Source organism: Bacteroidales bacterium, assembly GCA_035647615.1.
GTDB lineage: Bacteria > Bacteroidota > Bacteroidia > Bacteroidales > 4484-276 > SABY01.
In genome coordinates, this window is the sequence record DASRND010000032.1 from 134,693 (window position 1) to 160,258 (window position 25,566).

Below are 25,566 nucleotides of genomic sequence, written 5' to 3' on the forward strand. Positions count from 1 at the left end.
TATAAATTTTTTAAAAATCATTATCGTCGAGTAGTTTTACTTTTCTGCCTTCATACAAAAACCGGATGCCGGCTGTAATGACAATGTCACCGGTGTTGAGTCCTTCGTTAATCTCATAACCTGCCGGACTTAGTTCGCCCGGCTTCATATTTCGCCTGGTGGCAATGTAAAAGCCTTCTTCGTTAGTTGGCTGAGCCAGATATACGAAGTCACCATTTTGGTCGTGACTTACTGCATCGGGGCTAATTATGATAGAAGTTTGACGGTTCTTGTCTTTCAGCGGAATGTTTACCGTGCCGGTCATTCCTGAAAATACCTGTGCAGAAGTTTCCCCGCTCAATTGTACAATTACAGGATAGGATGAAGAACCCGGGGAGCCACTACTCACCTCGGAAATTTTTCCGGGGAATGATTTGCCGGGAAGGGTGGAGAATTGTACTGTAACTTCCATTCCCTGGCTTATCCGGCCTATTATGTTTTCGGGTACTGCCGTTTGCACCTCGATGGTTTGGATGGACGAAAATGCCACCACCGGATGGCCTGCGCCAGCCATTTCGTTTTCCTTGGCAAAAATAGCCGAAACCGTTCCTGTGTAGGGAGCATCGAGGCGGGTATAATCCAATTGTTTTTGGGCTGCCTTTACCTGTTCGCTTGCAGTTTCGGCCATTGCCTGTGCTGATTCGTATTGCGCTTTTGCCTTTTCATAATCATTTAGCGAGGCGTTGTTGCCGGCATACAGGTTTTCTATCCGCAGAAAAGCTGATTTAGCAGTTGTTTGCTGTACCTCAGCATTTTTTAGCGAAGCCACCGCTTTGTTGTAGTTGATGCGGTAATCCGTAAAATCCAGGCGGGCAATCTGTTTTCCTTTTTTTACGGTATCGCCCAGTTGCACTGCTATTTCCTGTATAGTGCCGCCAACTTTAAAACTGAGTTTGGCCTCGTCCCGGGGTTGTGCCACTCCTGAGAAAGAGCGGGTTTCGGTGATGGCATTTCTATCCACTTTCTGAAAATAGACCGGGCGGATAGCCTCTTCGTTACTCTCTTTGTGAGCGCAGCCCGCCGCAAAAGCCACCATCAATGCGATGAAAAACGATCTTTTTATCTGTCTATTAATACCTATTCCCGCCAGCCTGCCTGCTTCGATGTGCGGCAGAAATGCCTGAATGAAATTTATTTCATTTTTACGGGTGTTCAAATGTTTGGATGAATATTTCATTTTAGTATTCTTTGTTTAAATTATTAAATAAGCGGTTGGAATATTCCTGTTGTTCTGTTTTATCAGTTAAAAAACCAAACCTTCCCTGCATGCGCTCGGTTTTGATGTAGTCAAGGATGTATTGATAATAAGCACTTGCCGCCATGTATTTTGAACGTGTCATTACATTTTGGGCATCGATAAGCTGTACTACAGAAGTCACGCCCTGGGCATACGCATCCTGAACTATTTTGTAATTATCCTGGGCAGCGCGTGCAGCCTGTTGTGCAAGCTCCAGTTCTTTGTACGAAGCTTTTAGAAGCTGTACGTTTGAGCGGAGGCCTTTCTCGATCTTGTTGAGAAGGTCGTCCTTCTGCCAACCTATTTTTTCCTGTTCGATGGTGGTGCGTTGCACTTCTGCCCTTTTGCGTCCACCCTCAAACAGTGGAATGCTCATCTTCACTCCGAGATGCCAGGTGATGTCGTCGGGTGGCGGCGGAACGGGCAGGCCGGAAATTGGCCGGGTGCCCTCGCGAACAAAAGCCTGGTCGGCCTGGCCAAACAAAGCCACCTCGGGAACAAACAACTGCCTGATCTGCATCGACTTTTTTCGATCCACTATTTCGCCAGCGGTAAGAACCTGCTGTAGTTCCGGCGACCAGGTGTGCATCTCGCTGATGAGGAAGCTGGCGTATTTTTCCGTCAAATCCGGATTGCTGAAATAGAGTGCCAAAATGTTTTGATCGGGCACAATGGTTCTATCGATTTCGGAAGAGTCGGGGGTGGCGATGGTGTTACCAATGGGATGGTTTAGTAATTCATTAAGCTGGTACATAGCAGCTCTATAGCCGGCCTGGGCATCGTTCAGCTCCATTTTGCTAATGCTTACTTCGGTAGTCCAGCGGTTTACATCTGAAATGCCGCCTTCGCCACTTTGCTCCTTTGCCTTTGCTAATTCAAGGTTTTGTAGAGAGGCATATACATTTTCATTTTTAATTTGAAGATTATTCCTGTTAAAGAGCAACGAAATGTATGCACCCGAAACATCCGAAACAATGTCGAGCATGGTTTGCCGGCTTGCGTGCTGCTCGTATTCGGCGGCCAGTTTTTTAAGCGCGATATTACCAAATGCAGCCTCTGACCAGATTACTTGCCGTAGCGAGGCGGAGCCGGAAAGTGTAAATTCGCCACGCTGCCCCATAGAAACATCCACAAGGTTCTGGCTCAGTTGCAATGCGGAAGCTGAGACCTCTACCTGCGGCAAGACGTTGGCTTTGGCAATGCGTACTTCTTTTTGCGCCATCAGCAAATCCTGGTCGGTAATTTTTCCCTGAAGGTTATTCTCCAGCGCCTGCGCAATGGCCTGCCGCAACTCCATCGTTTCGCCCGGCATTTTCTCGACGTTTATAAGCACTGCATTTTCCAACTGCTGCCAATTTACCGGGAATTTTCCTGTTTGTCGCAGGCTTTCCATATTTACAACGGGAGTGCGTTTGCTGCCGTTGCGGCTTACCGGTATTTCAGACAAGTTGGTGCCCTCGCTCACTTTTAATACCCGCAAAGCCACCTCGCGCGCCATTTGCAAAAGGGTGAATTGTGGTGTGAAAGTTACGCTTGCACCGAGTGTCAAATCACTGGGGCCGCTCACCGCAAGCGATGGAACTTGCCGCTGGTTAAGCTCCGCAAAAAGTGCTGCTATTTCCACAGGTGTGTTTTGTATCATCGGAAGAACAAAGGCAGCATCAACGCTTGCAGGCATTTCCGAAAGGATATTCTCCATGCCGGCTTCCACCGGAATAAAGGAAACATTAAAGCCCTGATCGTGCTGTGATAAAAACTGCCGGAGCGGCTGGAAGTTGGTATAAAGCGGTTCGGGAACGAGTACGGCAAGATGGCTAAACCCAAACATGTCGTAAAAAGCACGCATATCGTTTTTCAGCTTGATCATCGAGGGGGTGTAGGAAAAGTTCGTAATACCGCTGCTGCTGTCGGCCTGCAGGGTCAAGCCTTGAAGCTCGCGGTCGAGCGAAGTAGCAGCAATCACCGGTTTGGGGTAGGAGGGCAGATGCGCGGCAGCATCGGAAGAGAGGAAGCCCAGGGTAATAACAATGTCCGTTTCAGGATCGTCGAGAAGTTCCCGAAGGTTTTCGTTTATCTTGTCTGCCTGCCATTCGGCACTTAGCTCCCTGAACTTAACTCCGCCACGCGCTTGTGCCAGTGCTTCAATTTCTGATTTTATCTCCTGCGCCAACGTTTCAAACTCCCCGGTAGCGGCATCTTTGCTGATCCCGATTTTTATCGGCACCTGTGCTTGCGTAGCTGTCCGGGCAACAAGAAGTGCCAGCACCATGTATAATAAAAAGCTGATTTTATTCATCTTTTGTCGATTTGAATTGATCGTTTGCTATCTGAAATTTTTGTTTTATATCCATTAAAGCTGCAAAGTAAGTAAATGTTCACTAACCTAACAAATGCAACGAAAACTTTTTTCATAAAAAACAATAATTTCATTAAAACAGAAATAAGTGCTGCAAGCAAAAGTTACTTCTAATGGGTTTAAATTGAAAGCAAACACATACCAATAATGTTGAGGAGATTCATTCCGCTTTTTATGGTGCTTTTAACAAGCATTTCCGCGAAAGCCCAAAACCGGGAACATGAAAAGGTGTATCGGTTTAATTACAAATGGGAAGTTGCCGCAACGGCTGTCGGATATGGGCTAAACTATTGGGGGCTTGGGTTTATTAAAAGACAAATCTCGTCTTGATTCAGCTACGATCTTCAGCCTTCAGCGTCGTGATATTTGGTTGTTTGACCGCCAGGCCACTTATCAAACCCCGGGCAACTACCATTCTGCACAACTGATCTCAGATATCGGAATGAATATTTCGCTGGCTCTGCCTGCCCTGTTGGTTTTTGATGAACAAATAAGAAAAGATTGGCTGTCCATACTTTGTATCTACCTCGAAACGCAGGCGCTTGGAGGGCATTTGTATCTTTGGGGCGGCCCCATGACGCACAATCGAATCCGGCCGTATGTGTACAATCCCGGTTTTGGATTGGATATGAAGTTAGGAGGTGGCAGCCGCGATTCCTTTTTTAGTGGTCACACTTCCTGGACTGCCGGCGCATCATTCTTTACCGCCAAGGTCTATTCCGATTACCACCCCGAGCTTGGCAACAAAAAGTATTGGCTTTTTGCCGCTGCATTAATTCCTCCGGTTTTTGTAGGATATTTCCGCATGCGTGCCAGCAAACATTTTCCCACCGATGCAATCACCGGCCTGGTCATAGGCGCTACCACAGGCATTCTCATCCCTCACCTTCACAAAATCAAGAAAGAGAAAAATTATTCTGTGGTGCCATTTTTTGGTGATTATAGTGGCGTGACATTCGTTCTGGAGATGTAGGGAAAAATCTCTGCTGTGCGGATAAATTTATAAGATTTCTCAGTACAAGTTGGCGGTTATCGATGGCATATTTTTTAAATGATTGAAAAAATGTAACTCTTTGGGTTCTTTTATCATCTATTGTTAGCTGGCAACTTACAAGACCCCAACTAACTCCTGAGCCAACTGGTGTGGAAAGGCAGGGGATGGGTACAGATAGAGAAAAGCTAAAAAATGCAAAATAATTCATTGCCATAGTGAATGTTCACTAACTTTGTATCGAATTTCAAATTTATTTGCAATGCAGGGTCAGGAAAATATGCTGGAAGATCAATTTAATGCCGAGATGTTTAAAAGTGAGCGGCTGCGGGCGCTTATTCTCGTCGGACTGCTTTCGCTAGAAGCTGTGGTTCTAATTATTAATTATTCGCTTTACCAGGAGGCGTACCTGCAGATATTCGAGAGTTACATTGCCATTTACGCCATACTTATTTTTACCGTTTTGCTCATTGTTTACGAAGTGTTGATTCATTATCTGTTGTTAAAAATGCGCAAACGGTTTTTTTTAAACCCCAGAGTTTTTGGTTATTTCAATGCATTTTCAGAAATCACTCTGCTCAGTTTTTTATTGATTTTTATAGTTGAGTACACAAGGCAGACAACGATTTTGCAAACTCCGGCCACACTCACCTATTTTATTTTCATTGTGCTTTCTACCCTGCGGTTCAGTTTCAAATTATCGGTGTTCACGGGTACGCTTGCAGCGCTTGAATTTGTCGGGATTTCCATTTATTATTCAACGTATCGTGCCGGAGGCTCCATACCGGAGGCGGAGGCTCTCAGTTTGACAGGGATGCAATATTTCGGGCAGGGCATCATCATGCTTATCACGGGTATTGCCGCCGGCTTTGTTGCCGATTTGATTAAAAGAAAGGAGCAAAAATCACTACAGGTGTTAAATGAGAAAAATGAAATTATCGACCTTTTTGGCCAACAAATTTCTCAGCAAATTGCCAACAGCATTCTTGAGAAAAAGGATGAACTGGCCGGGATAAAGAAAAATGTTAGTGTCATGTTTCTTGACATCCGAAATTTCACTCCTTTCGTCGAGAATCATCAGCCTGAGGAGGTAGTAACCTATCTCAACGACTTGTTTTGTTTTATGATACGAATCGTTGAAGAACACCATGGGGTCATCAATCAATTTGTGGGCGATGGCTTTATGGCTACTTTCGGTGCACCGGTTTCAAGAGGAAACACAGCCAGCGATGCAGTTTTAGCAGCCACCGAAATTATTGCTGAACTGAAAAGCGAACTGGCCACCGGCAATTTGCCCGATACTCGTGTGGGCATAGGCATACACTATGGCGAAGCAATTATCGGAAATATTGGTTCCTCGTTGCGTAAGCAATACTCCATTACCGGCAACGTGGTGATTATCGCTTCACGCATCGAGCAGCTCAACAAAAAGCACCACTCGCAGTTGCTTATTTCTGAGGAGGTATTCGATCGGCTGAACGAGGCCGAAAAGAAAAACTTTGATTCAGCAGAGCTCACAATGGTAAAAGGAAGTAACAAGCTTTTTTCCATTTACAGGTATCTCGAAAATAATTACGAAGAACATAAATCTAAATAGTCATGAAAATAGACGCATCGCTATTATTAGAAATCGAGGAGTTTGTAAGCGAACTCCTGATTAAAAAAACACCGCCTTATCTTGTGTATCATAATATTGATCACACGCGTGAGGTGGTGAAAAACGCGGAGCTTATTGCAAAACATGAAAATTTCAACGATGATGAACTAAGCATTCTTAAAGCAGCCGCCTGGTTTCACGACACCGGCTACACCGTGAAATATTTGCAACATGAGGAAGAGAGCGTGAAAATTGCCTCCGTATTTTTAAAAAAGGAACAAGTGACTGCGGATCTTATCGATCTGGTGGCCGATTGTATCAGGGCAACCATCTCTACCCAAAAGCCGGCTAATAAAATTGAAAAAGCTTTGCGCGATGCCGATTTCATGCACCTGGGAAAAGAAAACTATCCCGAATATGCTGATCGGATACGCAAAGAATGGAACGATGCCGGCGTGCGGACAATAAAAAAGCGCGAATTTGAAGAGGAATCGGTAAAGATGTTCCTTGACCATAGTTTTTATACAAACTATGGGCGCAATGAACTATCGGAGACCAAGGCCAGGAATCTTGAAGCCCTGCAAGCATCGGTGAAGAAACGTGGCGAAAAGGAAAAGAAAAAGGAAAAGGAACAGGAAAAGGAACAGGGAAAAGAACAGGGAAAAGAACAGGAAAAGAAAAAGAAAAAGAAGGAGAAAAAGGTAATTGGCAAAAATACCTATTCACGTGGTGCAGACTCCATGCTCAGACTTACCGCCCGCACCCAGATAAATCTAAGCTCTATTGCCGACAACAAATCCAATATCCTGATTTCGCTCAACGGCATCATTATTTCTCTGGGGCTGGCCGCATTGGTAAGCAAATTTAAGGAAGACCCGGCCATCATCTTCCCCACCATTATTTTTCTTGTTTTCAGTTTGTCAACCATAGTGTTGGCTATCTTGTCTACGCGCCCCCACATTTCTAAAGGGAAGTTTACCCAGGAGGATATTGAACACAAAAAGGTAAATCTTCTTTTTTTCGGGAATTTCTACAACATGCCTTTGCCGGAATATGAAGAGGCTCTGAATGCCATGATCGACGACGATAAGTATCTTTACACCGCCATGATCAAGGATCAGTACCTTCTGGGGAAAGTGTTGGCCAAAAAGTACAAGCTCCTGCGTTGGGCCTACAATATATTTATGGTGGGAATAGTAGTTTCTGTCATCGCTTTTCTGCTGGTTTTTTTACCGGTTTAAATAAGGCGTAGCGGAGGATGCCCCCGCCAAATCAGTTGTTGGTGTATTTTTTAATATTAATAAAATTAAAACTCAAGTAAGATGAACACACAAGATAAACTTCAGCACATCAGTGATCAAATTGCAGAAATCATCGCCAAAACCCATGAAATGGAAATCATGCACCAGGAGTTGATCGGTCGGGTGCATCCGCTGTATCGCGAAAGCGCGCTCAATCTGGTGCATTATCTGGCGCTTAGAAGTTTTGAGATTGAAAAGCTGCAGGAGCGTTTAAGACATCTGGGGCTTCCCGGTCTGGATTCGGCTGAAGCGCATGTGATGAGCTCGCTGCGGTCCATACAAAATATTGTAAACCATCTGCGTGGAACACCCGATGCGACGCAGCCGGTCGCTCCCATTTCGGTAAAGAAAAGCGAAAAACTACTCAGGACAAACACCCGGAAGCTATTTGGCTTTCAATCGAAAAACCGATGGACACGGATTATGGTGACGTTACCTACAGATGCCGCTGAGGATTATGGCCTGATCAACCGTTTGATCCGCAAAGGAATGAACAGCGCGAGGATAAATTGCGCTCACGACAGTCCCGAAGTATGGGGAAAAATGATAAACCATATTCAGCAATCCAACAAAGCCTCCAAAAAAAATTGCAAAATTATGATGGACCTGGCCGGACCTAAACTTCGCACAGGCATTATGAAGCCCGGCCCCGAAATATTGAGGTTCAAGCCCCAACGCGACCTCTCAGGCATTGTGACAAAACCTGCCAGAATCTGGATTGCCCCGCCAACATTACTCCCACCTGATGAAACAGCCGATGCCATCATTCCGGTGGAACCTGCTTTGGTAAAAAAGTTAAAACGGGGAAATACCATCCGTTTTACTGATGCACGCGGCAAGAAAAACAGTATTGTAATTGAGCGAAAGCAGGGTGATGGAAAATGGGGGTTATGCTATGATTCTGCTTATTTAAAAACGGGGACAGAACTGATTCTCAGCAAAGTGAAACAAACCGGCAAAGAGGTCGACCTTGTAGGTACGCTGTTGCCATTGGAGCAGGTCATTTTACTTCATAAAGATGATCTTCTCATTCTGCACAAAAGCCCCATGCCCGGCGAGCCTGCCCAATATGACAAGCATGGGAAACTTACTGCACATGCACATGTTTCGTGCACATTGCCTGAAGTATTTGATGATGTGGTGCCCGGTGAAGCCGTGTTTTTTGATGATGGTAAAATAGAAGGTTTCATCGAAATAAAAGAGGTGGATAAGCTTCGTATAAGAATTGTGCACGCCAAAAATACTGGCAGCAGGCTAAGAGCGGGAAAAGGTATTAATTTTCCGGATAGTGATTTGAAGGTTAGCGGATTGACTCAAAAAGACAAAGAAGACCTCGATTTTGTAGCGCAATGGGCCGATGTGGTAAACCTGTCGTTTGTAAACCAGGCCTCCGATGTAGAAGTCTATCTTGAAGAAATCGCTAAAAAGGAGGCCAAGCCCGGTCTTATCCTGAAAATAGAGACACGAAAAGGGTTTGTTAATCTTCCGGAAATATTGCTTCATGCCATGCAGATATTCCCGGTAGGAATAATGATTGCCCGCGGCGATCTGGCGGTTGAAACAGGTTGGGATGATTTTGCATCTATCCAGGAAGAGATCATGCGCGTGGGCGAAGCGGCTCATGTGCCGGCCGTGTGGGCCACACAGGTGCTGGAGCGGATGGCCAAAAGCGGTGTCCCTACCCGTTCGGAAATTACAGATGCTGCACTGGCACAGCGCGCCGAATGTGTGATGCTCAATAAAGGTGAGTATATCGAAAAAACAGTAGATGCGCTGGACAGCATCTTGAGAAAGATGCAGAGAAATCACTACAAGACAGGCGTGCAGCTTCCCAGGCTGGAGGATGTCGAAAATCTAAAACTCTCGCTTTAGTTATTATGCTCTGCGCCCGCTGCATAGGATGGTTCGTATTGTTTATAATCTGCATTAGTGCAATTGGGGGCATGCGCAGCTATGGGCAGCAACAAAATGTTGCCTTGCTGGCAGCAGGAAATATTGCCGGCGGTTCAGTAGATGGGGCTTTGGCAGAACAATGGAAACGATGGGCTCAGGATAGCACTTTTTTGGCCTTTGTTTTCCCAGGAAATTTTTATGATGCCAAAGCAAATACTTTTCCACTGCAGTTGATCAATGATTTCCGGTCGCCATTGCTTTTGGCTCCCGGCCGTAGCGAATGGGATAATGGCAGACCCGATGGGAAAAGGGTTATTAAAAACATTGAAGATGCGCTTGAGGAGCATTACCGGGGTAAAGTTTATATGCCCCAGGCCGCTTGTCCGGGGCCACAGGAGGTTGTGCTTAATGATCATCTGGTTGTAATATTGCTCGATACTTACTGGTGGGTTTACAAACACGACCGCCGCTACCTGAAATGCGGTATCGAATCGGATGCCGACGCTTTGATGCTCATTCAGGATGCCATCAGGCGGCATTATCCCGATAAACACGTTGTAATCGCCGCCAGCCAGGCGCTAGAGAGTTATGGCAACAGCGGTGGCCATTTCTCATTCCGGCAGGCCGTATTGGAAGCTCCCTACCCCTTTTACCGTAAGGTTCTGGGCTTACGAACGGACCACAACTATCCCGACTTTAAGACTTTTCGCGATCAAATGCTTGCTATGCTCAGGATGTATCCAAACATCATCTATCTTTCATCCGGCGACGACAATTTGCAGTATTTCGAAGACAACGGCGTACATCACATCATTAGCGGTTCGATGGTTCAACAGAGTTATGTTAATCCGAAACGGGCAACATTTGGAAGCTTGCAAAAAGGCTTTGCCCGGCTGCTTTTTTATCCCGAAGGGGAAAGTATCCTGGAGTTTTATGGAACCGACGGGAAGATTTTCCAAAAGCAACTTTATAAAAGAGAACTTAAGAGTAGGATAGAAAGATCTGGCGTGCAGCAATTCCCCGACAGCGCTGTGAGCAAAGCCAGTGATCAATACAACATTTCTGAATCGAATTACTTTTGGATGGGAAAAAATTACCGTAAGGTTTGGGATACGGAAATTGAAGCTCCGATTTTTGATATTTCCACTAAAATGGGCGGCCTTCAAATTGTAAAACGGGGCGGCGGGCAACAAACCAAATCGCTGAGGCTGAAAGATGAGCATGATCGGGAATATGCTTTGCGCTCGGTCGAGAAATATGCTGAGGGCGCTTTACCTGTAAGCATGAAAAAAACTATTGCGGTAGATGTGGTCCAGGATCAGATATCAGCTTCCAATCCCTATGCGGCTCTGGTGGTAGCTCGGCTGGCGAATTATGCAGGCGTATTTCATACAAATCCTGAAATAGTTTTTATACCTGATGACCCGCTGCTGGGCATTTATCGTCGCGATGTTGCCAATCAGCTCTTTCTGTTCGAGGAGCGGCCGGATGGCAAAGGCTGGGACATTGCCAGCTTTGGTTACTCCAAAAACATCGTCTCTACCAGCAAAGTGGTAGAGGCCATTCTAAAAAAGAGAGATCATCAGGTTGATACAGAAGCAACGCTCCGGGCGCGCTTGTTCGATATCTGGATCAACGACTGGGACAGGCACGACGACCAGTGGCGGTGGGCAACTTTTAAGAAAGATGGTAAAACCATTTACAAACCCATACCCCGCGACCGCGATCAGGCCTTTTTTGTCAACCAGGGCATCATTCCATGGATTGCTGCCCGTAAATGGCTTCTGCCCAAAATCCAGGGCTTTGACGATTATACCGAAAATGTCCCTGGTCAATCCTACAACGCCCGTTATTTCGACCGTTTCTTTTTGACCGCCGGCGACTGGAACGACTGGCTCAGTCAGATTGATTCGCTGAAAATGTTGCTGAGTCCTGCAGATATCGATACGGCGGTTGCGGCGCTTCCCAAAGAAATTCAGCCGTTGTGCGCTTCAACAACTGCTGCTACTTTAAAAACCAGGCTTAACAATCTGGAGCCTATGGCGCGTCAGCTTTATCTGTCGCTCGCCAAAGGAGTCGATATCACCGGAACACAGAAAAAAGATCGATTTCGCATTGTTGCGCCCAACAATACTTCATTGCAGATAATAAAGTATGACGATAAGGAAGGGGATACTAGCGCGGCCGTTATTTATCAACGAACCTTTTATGCCTCTGAAACCAAAAAAATAAGAATTTATGGCTTTTCCGGCGACGATCATTTTAACATTGAAGGCAATTCGCGAAACAAAATAAAAACGACAATAGTAGCTGGTGATGATCATAACCACATAGTTTACGAGGGTAGAAAGGCGCCACGATACATTACCATTTATGATAAAAAGAATACCAAAGTTTCACCTTTGCTCAGGTCTCGTTTAAAAAGCGGCTTCAACGCAGACGCGCTGGAGTACGACCGCGAAGCCTATAATCCTGATGTGGTTCTTCCCGGAATATTTGCAGGCTACAACAGGGATGATGGCGTATTTATAGGCGGTGGCGCTATCATCAACAAATATTCGCGCTACAGGCAGCAACAATACAAACTGCTTGGCAACTATGCTTACCTGACAAACTCAGTCCGCTTTTATCTTTCCGGCAAATTTATTTATCCTTTAAAGAAATTGGAAATGAATGTTGTGGCCGATATTAAGGCACCTCGTTTCGAAAGCAACTATTTTGGTATGGGCAACGAAAGTAGCTGGCAGGAGGGAAAATCAAAGATTGATTACTACCTGGTAAGGATGACGCAATATGCTGTTGCAATGGATTTTAATAAACAAATATCCAACGATGATGCACACAAAGCAGGGCTTGAATTATTTTATAAAAAGACAGATGTAAAGGACGTTGCCGGCAGATGGGTTACGGATATTCCGGATAACGGACTGGATGAAAACGAACTCAAAACACACCAGTACATGGGCCTGGCGCTCTCGTACCGAATCAACACCATCGCTAATCGCGAAACCAAAATTGAAGAAGAGTTTGTGGGAAGCCATAATTTTCCTACGCGTGGTGTGCGTTTGGAAACTACCTATTCGCAGTTTATTGGCCTTGATGATGTTTCTACCGGATTTTCAAAAGCTTCCGCCGATTTTACCGGCTACCTCAGTTTTGCGCAACGGCCGCGCGTGGTTTACGCTTTCAGGGTGGGCGGCGAAAAACTCTTTGGCGATTATGTATTTCATGAAGCTGCCACGCTGGGGCAAAAAGACAACCTGCGTGGCTTCAGACAAACGCGTTTTTATGGCGATGCTTCACTCTATCAAAATATCGATGTACGCATTCGGCTGAAGCAGTTCAACACCTACATTTTGAACGGCAGCACGGGACTGACGCTTTTTCACGACGTTGGGCGCGTGTGGCTGACTGGCGAAAACTCTTCGAAATGGCATCAGGGCTATGGCCTGGGCTTGTGGCTTTTGCCTTTCGACATGGCGCTGATTAGTGTCTATTATGCTCATAGCAAAGAGGACGACCTGATAAACATATCACTCAAATATCAGTTTTAATGACCGGGAAGCCATTTGTCGGACATGCTGCTTAAAAAGCCGAACAACATGATATTCAATTTTAAAATTCTACTACTGATTCTTGCAATGTTCAACGGATGTAAATTTAGTAACCAAAAGGAGAATGAAGCGACTGATCATTCCATCACACCGGATTATCAGCTTGATCTTCCCGACACTGTTTGGCAGTTGCCTGCCGAACTAAGAGAAATTTCAGGACTCGCATGTCTTGACGGAACCACCATCGCCGCTGTACAGGACGAAGATGCCCGCATTTACCTTCTCGACAAATCATCGGGGGAAATCATAAGCGTTCATGATTTTGGCAAAAAAGGCGATTACGAAGGCATTGAAATGGTTGATTCGGCAGCCTGGGTTCTCAAAAGCAGTGGAAACTTGTACCGTGTAGAAAATTTTAGGCAGCCGCATCCGGTGGTTACCAAATTCAAAACTCCGCTTACCTCCGCCAACAATGCCGAAGGCCTGGCCTACGATCCGGAAACGCACTCGCTTTTGATAGCTTGTAAAGGCAAGCCCTATTTACAAAAGGATGAGAAACATAAAGGTTTTAAAGCCATTTACAGCTTTGACCTCAATGAACTCAAACTCCGCGCAACGCCTGTGTTTCTCATCGACCTATCGGTAATCGAAGCATTTCGGACAACGGGAGCTATCCGGAAATTTTATGTCAAGGCCACCAAAAAGAGCGGGCTGATCAGCGATGCAATATTTTTTGAGCCTTCCGGCATTGCCATCCATCCTCAAAACAACCAACTGTACGTAATCTCGCATACCGCCAAACTTTTGCTGGTGATAAACCGCGAAGGGGAAATTGTAGAGATAAAAATGCTGCCTCCCAAACACTTTAATCAGCCCGAAGGTATTTGCTTCACGAAAGACGGCACCTTGTATATCTCAAATGAGGGCGGTAAAGGGTCAGCCAGTATTCTGAGGTTTAAGCCTCTTTGATGGGAAAGCATCATTTTCCCTGTGTAGGATTATAGGACGACTTTATCGATTTTAGTTCCAGAGCCATTTCATTAATGCGTTGTTCCTGTTGCATGAGCGATTTGAAACTGGTCAGGATGTTCTCAACCAATACCGGGGTAGAAGCATTTGTTTTATAAACATGCTCCTTTTTCCCGGCATTTAGTACCCCTGTCAAGCATAATTCAGCTGCGTTTTTTATACGCGACATGCACTCCTTTATCTTGCCATCCCGCGTATTAAGGTCTTTGTCGAATAGCAGAAAAAGATAATGTGGCTTTTGCATGAACAAATAATAGATCCCTTTAAAGAGCAATTTGAATTTATCATCCGTGGTTTCTACATTGTTCGTAATAATCTTAACGTAATCAGTGATTTGGACCTCGAACTCTGCAAGCAGCATCAAAATAATGTCGTCCACATTTTTGATGTCGCTGCTTAGTTGGTTTTCACTTACGTTTAGTTCAGCCGCAAGATTCTGAAGTGTCAGTGCCTTTAATCCTTTGCTCATAAGAATCTGCGCAGCTTTGGTGCTAATTTCAAACTTCGTTGTTTCCATGGCTTTTACTTTTTTTATTAATAAAATATGCCGCCACCGCGAAGCCCAAGGTTACGATGATTCTGAAAACCATCGCCCCGATCGTTTTGGTTTCGTAAAGACCTCCTGACCAAATGAACGCCCACAAGCCTGCAAAAGCGACAATAAGAATGGCCAGAGAAACGACCAGGAGCTTTAATGCCAAAATCTTATTTTTAAAAAAACCATAAACCGCAACCAGATAAAAAAGGCTGACGATAAGATTTGTAAAAACAATAAAAGGCACATAGTTGCCCTCCGCTTCTCTGACGTCGAACAAATCGAGTATTATTGCGCTGCTGGCGAATAAAGTGGCTAAGCCAAAGATGGCTAAGGCCACTGCGGTCAGGTATGTGAGCAGGTTTTTCATCCTTTACAATAGCTTCGTCTGGGTGGTTGGCTTTGGGGCCTTTACAACCAGAAACCTGACTACTTTGTCCGAATTATTATACAGGCAATGAACGATGTCCTTCGGGCTTTCCACCAAGCTGTTGGCCTCAACCTGCACTTTCTCCTTGCCGATAAGAACATCGGGAGTTCCCTCCAGAATATAGAAAAACACATCCACCGGCGTGATGTGTGGTTTCAGCGCTTCACCGGGTTGCAGGGTGATGAGTATGGCCTGTGCCGAATCCTTTTCATACAGTTTGCGAACATCCACTTTGTGGACCGTTTCTGTGATTTGTAATTCTGATGGTTTTACAATCTTCATGATTTCTAATTTTCAAAATTTATTTACGAATTAATATTTCAATTGAGTTGGTAAGTTCTTTGCCCTTCTCTGTCAGATTAAATGCATGGTTTGAGAGATGCCATTGTTTTACGAACAAACGTAGCGATCCCAACACAACTAGCGACAGGTGCGGGGCTTCAATATCAGGTCGTAGTTCTCCGTTATTCTGCCCGGCTTGTAGAATTTGAGTCATCATTCGAAAATTGGTATTCATAATATCCGACACCTTCCCGGACAATATTTTTTTGTTTTGAAAAAGCTCTTCCGAAAAAACTACAGCCACCAAAGAAGGCGATTGAGTGAAAAATTTGAACTGATTTAAAAACAAATGTTTTATCTTAACCATTGCATCGGCTTCCGTGTTCAGTTGGTCTGCAAAGAGCTGTTGCGTTCCATCTTTAAAAAAATCTAAAACGGCAATCAGTATTTGGGTTTTATTTTCGTAATGCCGGTAAGTGGCCGATTCAGAGAAGCCAATTTTTTTCGCCAGATTTTTGATAGTCAATCCCTGAATGCCTTTCTCTGCGATTAGTTCGAGTGAGACATCTATTATTTCTTTTTGCCTGTCCGACATTTCAAAATCTGTTTTCTTGTACATTTTTATTTTTACAGATAAATAATTTTGATACATATTTTCTTATCGCCCGTAAGGTCGAGGGCAGCTTTGTCAAATGCCGGCCTATTGGATAATCCGACAGATTCATAATTAGAAAAACCTATTCCTTCTTTGGGCAAAAACAAGCGCTTTTTAATTTTCCCATCGCTATCTTCATCGTGCAAAATTTTAACCGCATATTTTCCCTGAGGCAAATTTTCAAAGATTACCGTGGATGATGCGTCCACAATCGCCGCGGTAAGTTTTCGATAAAATGTTTTATAATGCTCATCAGGAAACCCGTCCGGACGGTTGTACAACGCAAATTGCATCACACCATTCGAATTTTGCAATTCACGCACTTCAACTGTCAAAGAATAGGTTTGTGGTTTTTGATAGCTAAACGCAAAAAGCAACACGGTAATTCCCAGAATGCTAAAGTTTGTCATTTTCATAAAGTAAGTGAATATTCGCTCACAAAAGTAATGCTTTTTTTCTTTCACCAAATTATTTTAGATTTTTTAGGAAAATAAATGAGACGGAAACGGCGTGCAACAAATCCTGAATAGCCAGGCTGATTTATTTACAAACAGTGACGAAGCATTCAGGTTAAGTTTCTCTTTTAAAGATAAAAGTTTGATAAAGTGGCCAAGCCAAAGATTGATAACGCAGCGGCCAGGTTATGGGAGTAGGTTTTTAATCCTTTACAATAGCTTCGTCTGGGTGGTTGGCTTTGGCGCTTTTACAACCAGAAACCTGACTACTTTGTCCGAATTATTATACAGGCAATGAACGATGTCCTTCAGGCTTTCCACCAGGCTGTTGGCCTCAACCTGCACTTTCTCCTTGCCGATAAGAACTTCGGGAGTTCCCTCCAGAATAAAGAAAAATACATCCACCGGCGTGATGTGTGGCTTCAGCGCTTCACCGGGTTGCAGGGTGATGTGCATGGCCTGCGCCGAATCTTTTTCTTACAGCGCTTTCAGTTCTTCGGTCTGTTTGGACAGCGGTCGGCGTATGGCTCAGCCCACGTTACTTTCAGCAGAAATAGAAAAAGGTGGCTAAGCTCTGGCTTGTGTTGGTCATTTCAAGTTTCAAAAACCGTTTTCAAATATCGAAGTTCACGCAGCTCCTTTCTAATCTGATAGCAAATAAATAGCGCCAAAAATACAAATATCAAAAAAGAAGACCACTGAACATACGTGTAAAAGCCTTCAGATAAATTTGCTTTGAATACGGGTAAAAGCAAAACAAATCCAATAATATAGGTTGCAAATAAAATTGGGGACAGTATATAGTTTACTGCTAATCGGATTTTGTGGTAGTGCACTAATTTTTGGTGCAACACTTTTGCGCTTTGGGAGAAATCAATTTTTTTATCGTCTAGTTTGTATTTAATTTCAATGATAATCCGCAGTAATAAACTGCCAATCATCAAAAGCAAACCCAACGTTGCCCGGGAATTCGTGTAGGCGGAAACATAAAAGAAAAAACCGATCAAAATGATTGCCGTAACTGATAAAACCACTTGGGATATGATTTGCCTTGTTTGAATTTTACGGGTTTTTTCGATAATACTCTTATACGATTTTTCGGGTTCAGAAAATTCCCGCGAAGCCCATTCTTGTTTGATGTTATAGAAATTAGTCATTCTTCACACATTTTGAAAGTTGAGTTTTGATGCGGTGGATTCGGGTTCTCACAACTTGGTGCGAAACGCCGATGATTTCAGCAATTTCTGCTTGCGGTACCTCGTCCAATTCCAGCAGAATAATGCTCTGGTTTTGCAGCGAAAGTTGATTGATGCAGGCATACATCCTGGTCAAACTATTTTCTTTCTGCGTTGTTGTTTCTTTGGTTTTTTCTGCTTCAATATCGAAATCTAACGACAGATGCTCCTTTTTTCGAAGTTCTTGCAAACACGTGTTTACGGTGATGCGGTAAATCCATGTTGAAGGATTTGCATCTTTTCGAAAGCTTTTCAGATTTAACCACACTTTTACAAAAACATCCTGAACCAAATCTTTTGCCAAGGCCGAATTACCTTTCACATAGCCGAGGCAAAGCCCAAAAACCTTTTGATAGTTTTCGTTGTATATTTTTTCAAAATAGACTTCGGAATTCATTTCTCTTGCAAGGCGGATTTAATTTGACTTAAAAACCAATTTGGTTTGTCATACATGATAAAATGTCTTGAACCTTCAGCAAAATCAAGCGAATAATCTCCCAGGTTTTGATATTGTTTGCGGTAATTATTTTCGACAATCTTTTGACCATAGGGTTCGGTGGCCACCAAAATCGTCACCGGAATTTTGATTTTTGATAGAGCCGACCTTAAGTCCAGTTTCAATAAATCCGTATAACCATAAACATAGGTTTCTCGGTCTGCCATTACCATCCAGTCGGTAAGCTGTTGCTGTTTCTCAATGTTTTGGGTCATTGTAGAAGCCAATTTTTCCACCATTCTTCTGAAATCGGCATCATCCATTGCCAGAATATTCTGATTGTAGGGCGTGTTATAGCTGATGTTTTCACTATCGTAATCCGGAATCATCACGGCGCCCATTGCCGGTAAAGCATCAATAATAATCAATTTTGAAAAAAGTTCCGGATTATCCGCAGCCAGCCATAATCCCAACGTTCCGCCCATGCTGTGACCGATGATGACGGGCTTTTTCAAATTTTGCTTTTCGACAAAATGTTCGATAGCTTTTTTAATTTTTGGCAACCAGGGCTTTTCAATGGGCGGAACATTACCAAATCCGGCAAAGGTGAAATTGTAGACTTTATGGTTTTTAGGCAATTCGCCAACCAAATCCAGGTATTCTTGTCCGGTGCAGGCAAAGCCAGGAAACAATAAAACCGGTTGACCTTTTCCGGAAATCGACACCTCAAATTCCTTTTGAGCGTAACTGTTCAAACTTAAAACCAAAGCCACAACTAATATCCATTTTGTTTTCATACTATTTCGTTTCGCTTTAGATTCAAAAGGCTTAAAATGTTACACGTCCAAAAGCATTTTTTATATCTTTTTTAGATAATTGTTGAGGTGACAGCGTTACTTCTGGTTGAATCATAGCCAACTATGCGCAAATATGATGAGAAACAGGACAGTGGGTTGGCGATTTGTTTCTAATAGTACCATTCTCCATGGCTTACCGGGAATCATTCGGCTTACGGTTTAACCTCCCTGACCCATCCCATCCTGATGGCAGTCATTACTAGTTGGGCTGTGTTGCGGCTATTGGTTTTCGACAGGATGTTGCTGCGGTGCTTGTCGACGGTGCGTTTGCTGATGAAAAGCTTTTCGGCAATATCCTGATTCGATAATCCATCGCAAATCAATTGCAGAACTTCCATTTCACGTCCCGAAAGCTGGATTTCAGCCGTAGCTTCAGTGGGGGAGGTATAAGGCATTTTTCGGATAACCTTTAGCAGTAGCTCATGCGAGAAGTAGGTGTCACCATCCATCACCGTTTCGATGGCCTCGCGCACCTGGGCTATCTCTGAGTCTTTCAACACAAAACCCTGCACGCCTGCATCGATCATTTTATAATAATAGGCTTCGTCGCCAAACATCGACAAGGCTACAATTTTTAGTTGTGGATGTTCAGCCAGCGCCAATCGCGTGGCTTCGGCGCCATCCATGCCGGGCATGCTGATGTCCATCAGCACCAGATCGGGTACGGTTTGTTGCAGCAATTCCAGAAACTGCTCGCCACTGCCTGCCTCCCGGATGTTGATATTTTCGTAATGATTTTCCAGTAGCGCACGAAGCCCGTTGCGGAAAAGCGTATGATCGTCGACGATGATGAGATTTAGATTTTTCATGGCGCAATCTTTACCTGTATGGTGACGATGATTCCTTCGCCGGGCCAGCTATCCACCTCGAAGGTGCCGTTGAGCGAGCCGATGCGCGAGCGGATGTTATTGATGCCCATGCCTTCGGTTTTGCCGTCGAGGATTTCTTGAAACTCAAACCCAATGCCATCGTCCTGATAAAGCAGCATCAGGGTATCGTCTTCGCGGTCGAGGCTGATAAGAATCTTGTTTGCTTTGGCGTGTTTCAGTGTATTCATGATCAACTCGCATACGGCGCGATAAAGAATTACTTCGGCGTTGCTTTCGAAACGCTGGCTGCCCAGGTTGCTGGTGAACTCGATTTTTATCTTTCTGGTGTCGTTAATTTTTTCGATGAAAGTGCTGATGGCGCCGTGAAGCCCGAAGTTGTCGAGCAGATGGGGGCTGAGGTTGTTGGAGATTTCGCGTAAGCTCCTGATGGATTCGTTGATAGCCTGTAGGGCATTGTTGTAAATGGTTTTATTTTCGGCAACGGCACCTGGCTGCTCTGTAAGCGCCGACACCGACATCTTGGCTGTTGCCAGCAAAGGCCCAAGCCCGTCGTGCAAGTCTTTGGCCAGTCGCTTTCGCTCGTTTTCCTCGGTCAGGATTACTGCATTGAGCACGCGCTTCTCGGCGACTTTTCGTGTTTCTTCTGCTTTGCGCAAATAAATAAAAATCTTGCGGATGTAGAACACACCAACCACCATTAGCAGCGACACCAGCACACCCAGCCAACTGCTAAAAATTTCCATACGGGGCGAAAGTTTACCATTGACATAAGGCAAAAAATCCAGCAGCCGGCGCCCGGCCATCACCATCAAACCTATCGACAGCAAAATCCAGCTCGAATTATACTTGGTGGTGCGGATGAGCGTGATGGCAAAAATCATTGCCACAAATTGCAACACAATTGAAACGATAAGCCCGACAATGGTTAACATGTCTGTTGTTTTTTATTTTGAAATGCGGATGCGAGCATCAACGGCAGTTACTCCTTTAGGATTTCCCAGCAATGGGTTAAGGTCGAGTTCGGCAATTTCGGGAGCTGCCATCACCAATGCCGAAAGCCGCACCACCACATCGGCGAAAGCCACCTCATCGGTTCCCTGCTGGCCGCGCACTCCCTGTATTATTTTGTATCCCCGCAGGCTGTGTATCATCTGCAGCGCTTCGTCGTGCCCAATAGGCGCAATAGCGGCGGCCACATCTTTGAGCACTTCTATAAATATGCCGCCCAATCCACAAATAATGGTGTGCCCAAAAGGAGCTTCGCGGTTGACACCGGCAAATAGTTCCTGGCCGCTGAGCATGGGTTGCAGCAGGATGGAAGTTGTGTCTTTGATCTTCATCATTCGGGCAAACTGCTGTTTCACTTCGTCCGTATTTTTCACATTCAGCGCCACGCCGCCTACATCCGATTTGTGTACCGGTCCTATCACTTTCATCACCACCGGAAAACCGAGTTTTTCAGCTCCTGCTAACGCTTGTTCAGCGGTTTGCGCTACCACTTCGCCGGCGCGCGGTATGCCTGCAGCATCCAGCAATTGTTGCACAGCTTCAGGATTCAGATATCCATCATTGCTGTGGTTGATAACCTTGCGGATCACTGCATGGTCGATAGCCGGAAGTTCGGGTTTTTCGGGTGCTGGTGGCGGGGTATTCATCACACGGCACAAAGCGTTACCCAGAATGGCTTCGTCGGGGAAGTTGATGCGTCCTTTTGATAAAAATTCAGCAACCTCTTCGCGGGCGGTGAGTATGGATGGGAGCACGGCAAAAATGGGTTTGCGGCTGGTGCTCATCTTTTTGTCTAGCACGCGGTAAGCGTCAAAAATACGCACGAGTCCCGGTGTGCCGAATATAACCACCATGCCATCTATCTCATCAAATTTCTGATCTACAGTGTCGATGATGATACCAAGATGCTCGGCGGTGCCGGTAGCCAGGAAGTCGATGGGATTGGCGACGGAGCTTCCCGCGAAAAGTTTTGCCAGCAGCTCGTCAGCCTCTTTGCCTTTCAGGTGCGGAACGTTGAGGCCTCCTTTTGACAAAGAGTCGGTGAGCATCACCGCCGGGCCACCAGCATGTGTGATGATGCCAATATTGCGACCCCGCAGCACGGGGTGCATAAAAACAGCAGCAACGGCAGTAAGATCTTCGCGGCCATAGCAGCGTACGATACCGGCTTTTCTGAAAAGTGCATCCACGGCTACATCGTTGCTGGCCAGCGCTCCCGTATGCGAAGAAGCGGCGCGGCTGCCGGCTTCCGAAGAGCCTGCCTTAACAGCTGCAATGCGACATCCTTTGCGTATTAGCGATGAAGCATGGCGCAGCAGCTTGCCGGGGTTGTTGATGGTTTCGAGATAGAGCAGCTTGACGCGCGAACTCTTTTCGGGGTCGAAAGTATTGTCCAGGTATTCGAGCACTTCTTCCACGCCAATTTGTGCGCTGTTGCCCACCGAGAACACGCTGTTGAACGTAAGTCCTTTGGGCAGCGCCGACTCGATGATAAATACTGCCGTAGCGCCGGAACCTGAAATAAAATCAATTCCTTTTGGGTTGAGTGGTGGGATGGGCAAAGTAAAAATACTGGCATGGTCTGGCGTTAGAATCCCTACGCAGTTGGGGCCAATGAGCGCACCACCCACCGAATTGATAACCTCCACAATTTTTTGCTCGAGCAGTTTGCCTTCCTCGCTCTCTTCGCTGAATCCGGCCGAGATAATTACGAAGGCGCGTGTGCCGTGGTTGTGGGCAAGCTCCTCCACAGTGGCGAGCGCATATTTGGCGGCTATGGCCAATATCGCCAGGTCCACCTGCGGCACCTCTTTCAGATCGCGAAATGAGGGGATGCCCTGCACAGAAGTTTCTTTGGGATTGGAAACGTAGAGTTTGCCTTTGTAATGGTTGTCGAGCAGGTTTTTGAGGATCTTGCCGCCGGGTTTGGTGATGTCTTTAGAACCTCCTACTACCACGATGCTTTTGGGATGGATGAGTGCTGAATTTATCATGAAAAACGATTTGTGTTGTGATGTAAATTATTTTTGCGCGAAAGTACAATTTTTAAAAATCGAAAAAGATGACAACATTTGACATCACCGGTCACGATGTGCTGGGGCAGGCGCTGGAAAGCTGGTTTCAGCGTCCGCGAAACATGCGACTGCGCGTGCTCTCCGACCGCTTCGACACTTCGCATATCGACGTGGCACACTTTTTCAGAACTTACGACGAGATGCCCGAAATTGAAAAGCTTGCGCTAAATTCGTGTCAGGGTTCCATTTTGGATATTGGTGCGGCGGCGGGCTGTCACTCCTTGGAATTGCTCGATCAGAAAAAAATGGTGCAGCCTATCGACATTTCGCCGGGAGCCTTTCGGGTAATGCAGGCACGGGGATTAGAAAATTCACGTCAGTTGGATTTTTATGAAATTAAAAACGAAAAATACGACACGCTGCTAATGTTGATGAATGGCATCGGTATCAGCGGCACTCTGGCCGGACTGGAAAAAACGCTGTTACAGGCCAAAAATTTGCTCAGACCCAGCGGGCGCCTGATCTGCGATTCTTCCGACATCATTTATATGCTGGAGCAGGAAGATGGCAGCGTGATGATTGACCTAGCTGCCAATTACTACGGCGAGGTAAATTTTCAGTTTGCGTACCGTAGCCGCAAGTCGGAGCCTTTCCCATGGCTTTACATACATTACGAACTGCTGCACGAATACGCTACTCGTTTTGGTTTTAATTGTGAAAAATTAGCCGACGGCGATCATTACGATTATCTGGCGAAACTTACCATTTAAGGGTTGAACAACATGTCTTTAATCACCCACAAAGGCGCAGAGGCGCAGGGTTTTTGATATTCTTTAGCGCCTCTGCGTCTCCGCGGTTAATCACCCCCGTTGACAACAGAGCCGCGGCGAGTGCACCTAAAATGCCTATTTTTGCCCCACAAAACATAGAAAATCATGATTGAGCAACTTCTTCTTTCCCGCGCAACCGACATCATCCGGCAGCTTTACGGAGCCGACATCGACCCGCAACTAATCGCCATCCAAAAAACGCGGCGTGAGTTTGAAGGCGACTACACACTGGTGGTTTTCCCACTTTTAAAATTCTCCAAAAAATCGCCCGAAGCTACCGCAAAGGAGATTGGCGATGCCATAACAGCCCAGGTGGAAGAGGTGACGGCTTACAATATCATCAAAGGTTTCCTTAACCTGACTGTTGCCGACAGCATTTGGAAAGATTTTTATAAAACCGAAAAACAAAACGAGTTATTCGGTCAGCATGCTACGAAAGAAGAGGCTCCTATTGTCATCGAATTTTCGTCGCCCAACACCAACAAGCCGCTGCATCTGGGCCATGTGCGCAACAATTTGCTGGGGCATTCCCTGGCCAACATTCTGCAGGCTGCCGGTAAAAAGGTGGTGCGCGTGAACCTCGTCAACGACCGCGGCATACACATTTGCAAGTCGATGCTCGCCTGGAAAAGGTGGGGCAACGGCGAAACTCCCGAATCTACCGGGATGAAAGGCGACCAACTGGTTGGGAAATATTACGTGCTTTTCGACAGGTTTTACAAAGCAGAGATCAAAGAGCTTGTAGAAAACGGGATGGACGAAGAACTTGCCGAAAAGGAGGCTTCACTGCTGATGGAAGCGCAGGAGATGCTGCGGCAGTGGGAGGAACAAAATCCGGAGATCAGGAAGATGTGGCAAGAGATGAACGGCTGGGTGTACGAAGGTTTCGATGTTACTTACAACCGGTTGGGAATTAGTTTTGATAAAATCTATTACGAGTCCGACACCTATTTGCTGGGGCGCGAGCTGGTGTATAAAGGACTCGAAAAGAAAGTTTTTTATAAAAAAGAAGATGGCTCCGTTTGGTGCGATCTTACCAGCGAAGGTCTCGACGAGAAGTTGCTGCTTCGCGCCGATGGCACTTCCGTTTACATTACACAGGATTTGGGTACGGCACAACTCCGCCAGGACGAATATAATCCGCAACAGTTGATTTACGTAGTTGGCAACGAGCAGAACTATCATTTTGATGTTTTGATAAAAGTGCTGAAAAAAATGGGGCGCGACTGGTCGGATGCCATGCTGCATCTTTCTTACGGAATGGTGGAGCTGCCGCAGGGACGCATGAAGTCGCGCGAAGGCACGGTGGTGGATGCCGACGACCTGATGCAGGAAATGGCCGATACCGCCCGCAAAACGACACTCGAATTGGGAAAAGCCGACGAGTTTGATGAACAAGGTCAGGAGGCGCTTTTCGAAATACTCGGGCTGGGGGCATTAAAATATTATATTTTAAAAATAGATCCCAAGAAGACCATCCTCTTCAATCCGGAGGAGTCGATAGATTTCAACGGAAACACCGGGCCGTTTATCCAATACACCTATGCACGTACGCGGTCGCTGTTGCGTAAAGCTGCCGAGAAAAATATCGCACCTGCTGCGGATGTCATTCCCGCAGAGTTTCATCCCAAAGAGCGGGCGGTTCTCAAAATTGCTTACGACTTTCCGGCGGTGGTAGCCGAAGCAGCCCAAAACCTGAGCCCAGCGGTAATCGCCAACTATGCTTACGAGCTGGCCAGAGAGTTCAACAACTTTTACCAGCAGGTGCCCATCCTGCGGGATGCCGAGGAGCAGCAAATCGTTTTCCGTTTGGGACTTTCTGAATTTGTTGGAACCATCCTCAAGAGTGCTATGCAGCTCCTAGGTATCGACGTGCCTGAGCGGATGTAGGAGTGCTGGTTTTTTATTGTTGTACAAATAGATTCTGGATTGATTGCTACGCTACCAATTGAAATACAATAGATTCCTCTCTTCGGTCGGAATGACACGACTGGCGCTCAA

22 protein-coding genes are annotated in these 25,566 nt (G+C 45.6%); 8 read left to right on the plus strand and 14 right to left on the minus strand.

The window, feature by feature from the left end; translation table 11 throughout:
• Nucleotides 1–10: 10 nt before the first annotated feature.
• Nucleotides 11–1,216 (minus strand): efflux RND transporter periplasmic adaptor subunit, encoded by a 1,206-nt coding sequence (locus VFC92_10475; GenBank protein ID HZK08612.1) that lies wholly within the window; start codon nt 1,214–1,216, stop codon nt 11–13.
• Between the two features lies 1 nt (nt 1,217).
• Entirely contained in the window at nt 1,218–3,572 is a 2,355-nt protein-coding gene (locus tag VFC92_10480; protein HZK08613.1) for a TolC family protein, read from the minus strand.
• 358 nt (nt 3,573–3,930) lie between these two features.
• On the opposite strand from VFC92_10480, the gene VFC92_10485 reads away from it, so the two are divergent.
• From VFC92_10485 to VFC92_10510, 6 genes are all read left to right on the plus strand, one after another.
• Entirely contained in the window at nt 3,931–4,605 is a 675-nt protein-coding gene (locus VFC92_10485) for a phosphatase PAP2 family protein (protein HZK08614.1), read from the plus strand.
• 298 nt (nt 4,606–4,903) lie between these two features.
• Nucleotides 4,904–6,220, plus strand: coding sequence for an adenylate/guanylate cyclase domain-containing protein (locus VFC92_10490; GenBank protein ID HZK08615.1), 1,317 nt, complete (start codon nt 4,904–4,906; stop codon nt 6,218–6,220).
• 2 nt (nt 6,221–6,222) lie between these two features.
• Entirely contained in the window at nt 6,223–7,461 is a 1,239-nt protein-coding gene (locus tag VFC92_10495; protein HZK08616.1) for a Pycsar system effector family protein, read from the plus strand.
• Between the two features lie 81 nt (nt 7,462–7,542).
• On the plus strand, nt 7,543–9,393 hold the full coding sequence (locus VFC92_10500) for a pyruvate kinase (protein ID HZK08617.1): 1,851 nt from the start codon (nt 7,543–7,545) through the stop codon (nt 9,391–9,393).
• A 71-nt stretch (nt 9,394–9,464) separates the two neighbouring features.
• Nucleotides 9,465–12,968, plus strand: coding sequence for a BamA/TamA family outer membrane protein (locus VFC92_10505; GenBank protein HZK08618.1), 3,504 nt, complete (start codon nt 9,465–9,467; stop codon nt 12,966–12,968).
• 48 nt (nt 12,969–13,016) lie between these two features.
• A complete protein-coding gene (locus VFC92_10510) occupies nt 13,017–13,937 on the plus strand; it encodes an SdiA-regulated domain-containing protein (protein HZK08619.1) in 921 nt (306 codons plus the stop codon).
• A 10-nt stretch (nt 13,938–13,947) separates the two neighbouring features.
• Here the strand turns inward: VFC92_10510 and VFC92_10515 are convergent, their stop codons facing one another.
• The 12 genes from VFC92_10515 to VFC92_10570 all read right to left on the minus strand — a co-directional run bounded on the left by VFC92_10515 (nt 13,948) and on the right by VFC92_10570 (nt 22,714).
• Nucleotides 13,948–14,514, minus strand: a complete 567-nt coding sequence (locus VFC92_10515; GenBank protein HZK08620.1) for a hypothetical protein — start codon at nt 14,512–14,514, stop codon at nt 13,948–13,950.
• Complete coding sequence (locus VFC92_10520; protein HZK08621.1) at nt 14,495–14,902, minus strand: hypothetical protein; 408 nt, start codon at nt 14,900–14,902, stop codon at nt 14,495–14,497. Before VFC92_10520 ends, VFC92_10515 begins: the two co-directional genes overlap by 20 nt.
• Nucleotides 14,903–14,905: 3 nt before the next feature.
• The gene (locus tag VFC92_10525) at nt 14,906–15,244 is read right to left on the minus strand and encodes a cupin domain-containing protein (GenBank protein ID HZK08622.1); all 339 of its coding nucleotides are present in this window, start codon (nt 15,242–15,244) and stop codon (nt 14,906–14,908) included.
• Between the two features lie 19 nt (nt 15,245–15,263).
• On the minus strand, nt 15,264–15,863 hold the full coding sequence (locus VFC92_10530; GenBank protein HZK08623.1) for a TetR/AcrR family transcriptional regulator: 600 nt from the start codon (nt 15,861–15,863) through the stop codon (nt 15,264–15,266).
• An 8-nt stretch (nt 15,864–15,871) separates the two neighbouring features.
• The gene (locus VFC92_10535; protein HZK08624.1) at nt 15,872–16,315 is read right to left on the minus strand and encodes a DUF2141 domain-containing protein; all 444 of its coding nucleotides are present in this window, start codon (nt 16,313–16,315) and stop codon (nt 15,872–15,874) included.
• A 249-nt stretch (nt 16,316–16,564) separates the two neighbouring features.
• On the minus strand, nt 16,565–16,810 hold the full coding sequence (locus tag VFC92_10540; GenBank protein HZK08625.1) for a cupin domain-containing protein: 246 nt from the start codon (nt 16,808–16,810) through the stop codon (nt 16,565–16,567).
• A gap of 137 nt (nt 16,811–16,947) precedes the next feature.
• Complete coding sequence (locus VFC92_10545; protein ID HZK08626.1) at nt 16,948–17,511, minus strand: hypothetical protein; 564 nt, start codon at nt 17,509–17,511, stop codon at nt 16,948–16,950.
• Nucleotides 17,504–17,986 carry an RNA polymerase sigma factor gene (locus VFC92_10550; GenBank protein HZK08627.1) on the minus strand — a complete coding sequence of 161 codons (483 nt, stop codon included), beginning with the start codon at nt 17,984–17,986 and terminating at the stop codon, nt 17,504–17,506. Before VFC92_10550 ends, VFC92_10545 begins: the two co-directional genes overlap by 8 nt.
• Nucleotides 17,983–18,822 (minus strand): alpha/beta hydrolase, encoded by an 840-nt coding sequence (locus VFC92_10555; GenBank protein HZK08628.1) that lies wholly within the window; start codon nt 18,820–18,822, stop codon nt 17,983–17,985. Before VFC92_10555 ends, VFC92_10550 begins: the two co-directional genes overlap by 4 nt.
• Before the next feature lie 212 nt (nt 18,823–19,034).
• Nucleotides 19,035–19,691 carry a response regulator transcription factor gene (locus VFC92_10560; GenBank protein HZK08629.1) on the minus strand — a complete coding sequence of 219 codons (657 nt, stop codon included), beginning with the start codon at nt 19,689–19,691 and terminating at the stop codon, nt 19,035–19,037.
• The gene (locus VFC92_10565) at nt 19,688–20,644 is read right to left on the minus strand and encodes a histidine kinase (GenBank protein HZK08630.1); all 957 of its coding nucleotides are present in this window, start codon (nt 20,642–20,644) and stop codon (nt 19,688–19,690) included. The genes VFC92_10560 and VFC92_10565 overlap by 4 nt, the downstream gene beginning before the upstream one ends.
• A 12-nt stretch (nt 20,645–20,656) precedes the next feature.
• On the minus strand, nt 20,657–22,714 hold the full coding sequence (locus VFC92_10570) for an acetate--CoA ligase family protein (protein ID HZK08631.1): 2,058 nt from the start codon (nt 22,712–22,714) through the stop codon (nt 20,657–20,659).
• A 68-nt stretch (nt 22,715–22,782) separates the two neighbouring features.
• Here VFC92_10570 and VFC92_10575 point away from each other — a divergent pair, with 68 nt between their 5' ends.
• Both VFC92_10575 and argS read left to right on the plus strand, forming a co-directional pair.
• Nucleotides 22,783–23,505 (plus strand): class I SAM-dependent methyltransferase, encoded by a 723-nt coding sequence (locus VFC92_10575; GenBank protein ID HZK08632.1) that lies wholly within the window; start codon nt 22,783–22,785, stop codon nt 23,503–23,505.
• A gap of 165 nt (nt 23,506–23,670) precedes the next feature.
• A complete protein-coding gene (gene argS / locus VFC92_10580) occupies nt 23,671–25,455 on the plus strand; it encodes an arginine--tRNA ligase (protein ID HZK08633.1) in 1,785 nt (594 codons plus the stop codon).
• The last annotated feature ends 111 nt before the right edge of the window (nt 25,456–25,566 follow it).